4 protein-coding genes are annotated in these 2,892 nt (G+C 72.6%); all 4 read right to left on the bottom strand.

Annotated elements, in window-relative coordinates:
- Positions 1-429: PfkB family carbohydrate kinase (locus G6031_RS17980; RefSeq protein ID WP_241737411.1), on the bottom strand; the 429-nt coding region annotated here is incomplete at its 3' end.
- Positions 426-1,115 carry a class II aldolase/adducin family protein gene (locus G6031_RS17975; protein ID WP_182610557.1) on the bottom strand — a complete coding sequence of 230 codons (690 nt, stop codon included), beginning with the start codon at positions 1,113-1,115 and terminating at the stop codon, positions 426-428. The genes G6031_RS17975 and G6031_RS17980, both read right to left, overlap by 4 nt.
- A complete protein-coding gene (locus tag G6031_RS17970) occupies positions 1,112-1,594 on the bottom strand; it encodes an SRPBCC family protein (RefSeq protein ID WP_182610558.1) in 483 nt (160 codons plus the stop codon). Before G6031_RS17970 ends, G6031_RS17975 begins: the two co-directional genes overlap by 4 nt.
- A partial coding sequence (locus G6031_RS17965; RefSeq protein WP_182654013.1) for an FAD-dependent oxidoreductase occupies positions 1,591-2,892 on the bottom strand: 1,302 nt, incomplete at its 5' end. The genes G6031_RS17970 and G6031_RS17965, both read right to left, overlap by 4 nt.

Raw genomic sequence — 2,892 nt, 5'->3', positions numbered from 1 at the left:
CCCACCCAGGTGCAGATGAGTGAGCCCCTCGAGCGCGTCGTCGTCGATGTCGTCCAGGGTGAACACGCCGTTCGCGCCGATGCAGTGCCACGCCGGCCGGTCCCCGTTGGGGCGCACAGGGATCACCGAGGCGGACGTCTGTGCGTCCGCCTTGGTCACCAGGCGGCCGGTGTCGACCCCCTCCCCGCTCAACAGGGTCGTCAGGGTGCGCCCGATCGAGTCGGCGCCGACCGCACCGATGCTGCGGACCCCGGCCCCGAGGCGGCTGAGCACCACCGCGGTGCCCCCCGCGGTCCCGGCCGGGGAGAAGGCGATGGTGTCCACGAGGGCCCCGGCGGAGCCCTCCGGGATGGACTCGATCCCGATCGCGTGGACGTCGAGGACGTGCACTCCGACCGTCGCGATCGTCATGGATGAGATGTCGGTCATTGCGGGCTCTCCTTGGTGGTTCCGTACTCGAGGGTGATCGCCTGGACGACCGCGTCGTGTTGCTGCGCCTCGGTGAGGGGGCGTGGTGTGCCCACCCCACTCGCGCGGACGTGCAGGGCCGCCAGCCACTCCAGCAACAGCGCGTTGTCGAGGGCCTTGTCGAGGGAGGATCCCACCGTCACCGAGCCGTGGTTGGCCATCAGGACCGCCTGCCGGTCGCGCAGGCCGTCCACGACGAGGTCGGCGAGCTCGGGGGTTCCGAAGGTCGCGTAGGGCGCCACCCGGATCTCCCCGCCCAGCAGCAACTGCTGGTAGTGCAGCACGGGCAGCACGTCCATCCCGGTCACGCAGGAGACGGCGGTGGAGAACGGGGCGTGGGTGTGGACGACGGCCCCCGCCTGAGTACCGGAGTAGATCCCCAGATGCAGCCCGAGCTCGGAGGTCGGTGCGAGTCGGCCGTCCACGTGCTCGCCCGTCGCGCCGACCACGGTGACGTCCTCGGCACGGCAGTCGGCCAGGACCACCCCGGTGCCGGTCACGGCGATCCGCCCGTCGTCCACCCGGGCCGAGACGTTTCCGGCGGTGCCGATGAGCAGTCCCTCGGCCGCCAGTCGCCTGGCGGTGGCGGCGACGTGCTCGCGGGCCCGCGACGACTGCCCACGGGATCCCGACGACTCCGTCGTCACAGCCCACCGGCCTGATCGATGCCGCGTTCGGCGTGCACGACGCTCTCGAGCGTCGTCATGGACCGGCGGAACTGGCCGGTGAGCGACTTCTCGAGAACCGGCGCGACGAGGCGGCCGAGGGGGCCGAGCCCGACCCGGCAGTCGACCCGGTACGTCATCAGGGTGGCCTCGGCGCCCAGTGGCTCGAAGCGGAAGGTGTTGACCATGTCGTGCAACGGCGCGAACCCGGTGCCGGAATCGACCCTGAGGGACCGCGGCTCGACCTTCCCCACCGTCCACACGGACCGCGTCGTGAGCGGCCCGATCGTCCGGTTCCGCTCGGAATAGGTCTCGCCCACGGTCGCCGCACCGTGGTGGGCGGTGACCTCCAGGGCCCCGTCGACCCACTCGGCGTACCGGGAGGTGTCGTCGATCACGGCCCAGATGTCCTCGACCGGGGCTGCGAGTCGCTGCTGTACGGAAACGGTCAGACGTGTCACGGATGTCCTCCTGAGTGTGCGATCACGGCGCGGGCGGCGGCCTCCCCGGAGCGGACCGCGCCGTCCATGTAGCCGTTCCAGTAGTCGGAGTGTTCGGCACCGGCCCAGTGCACGCGGCCGAGCGGCCGGTCGCGCCACTGACCGAGCGTGGTCAGGACGCCGGGGCCGAGGACAGCGGTCGGGCCACCCCGGGTCCAGCGTTCCGCGGTCCAGTCCTTCTCGAAGTATCCGACAGGCGCCAGCGCCGCGGGCCCGACCACCCGGGCGAAGCTCTGCAGGACCGCCCCGCCGCGCTCCCGGGCCGGACGGGGCGCCCACTTCCGCCACCCCGCTCCCCCCACGAACCCCATGAGGATCCCGGGTGAGCCGCTGGGCGGGGTGTTGTCGAACATCGAGCACACCGGGGTACCGCCCCCGCGGAAGACGCCCTGGCCGGAGAGTCCGTCCTCCCGCCAGAACGGGCGCTCGTAGATCGCCTCACACTTCATGAGGGTGCCGAAGGCCATCCTGCGGAACAGGGCGTCCTGGTGGGCGGGCAGCGACGGGCTCCACTCGATCTCGGCGGCCAGGTGGGGTGGCGCGGTCACGATCACCTCCTCGCCGTCGAAGGTCCCCGCGTCGGTGGTGACGGTGACCCCCGTGGCACGGTGTTCGATCCGCCGGACGGGGGCGCCGAGGGTGACGGAGTCGCCCAACTCCTCGGCCATGCGTTGCGAGATCACCTGCGAACCGCCCACGACCCGGGATTCCTGGGCCCCGCCGGCCACGCCGATCATCCGGTCCAGTGAGCCCGGGTGGATCTCGTCACCCGCGCCCGCGACATACGCCAGGCCGTACAGCGCCGAGGCCTCGGACGCCGCGGCCCCGAACGCCGAGCCGAGGAGGGTGTCGATCAACTCGACCCCGCCGGCGCCGATCGCGCCGCGCCGCAGCCAGGTGGCGAGGCTCTGGGCGTCCAACCGGCCCGCGTCGGGGTGCTCCCACGGCGCGGCCACGTCGACCTCGCCACTCGCGCGGGCCAGGCGGGTGGTCGCCAGGGCGATGTCGGGCAGGGCGAGGCGGTCCGGCGGGATGTCCCCGCGGAATCGCCGGCTGCGCGAACCGTGGACGTAGACCGTGTCCCCGACGGTGTGGGCGGGGAACGTCGTCACCCCGAGCTCCGCGGCGAGCCCCAGCACGTGGTCCTGGGTGGGTCCGACGAACTGCCCTCCCGCCTCCACCACCTGCCCGTCGTCGAGCACGTGGTTGAGCGTGCGTCCGCCGACACGGTCCCGGGCCTCGAGCACCCTGACCGTGCG

This window comes from Dietzia sp. CQ4 (genome assembly GCF_014145125.1).
Classification (GTDB): domain Bacteria; phylum Actinomycetota; class Actinomycetes; order Mycobacteriales; family Mycobacteriaceae; genus Dietzia; species Dietzia natronolimnaea.
Note: the sequence above shows the minus strand (reverse complement) of the source record. Positions and strands in the feature narration are given on the sequence as shown.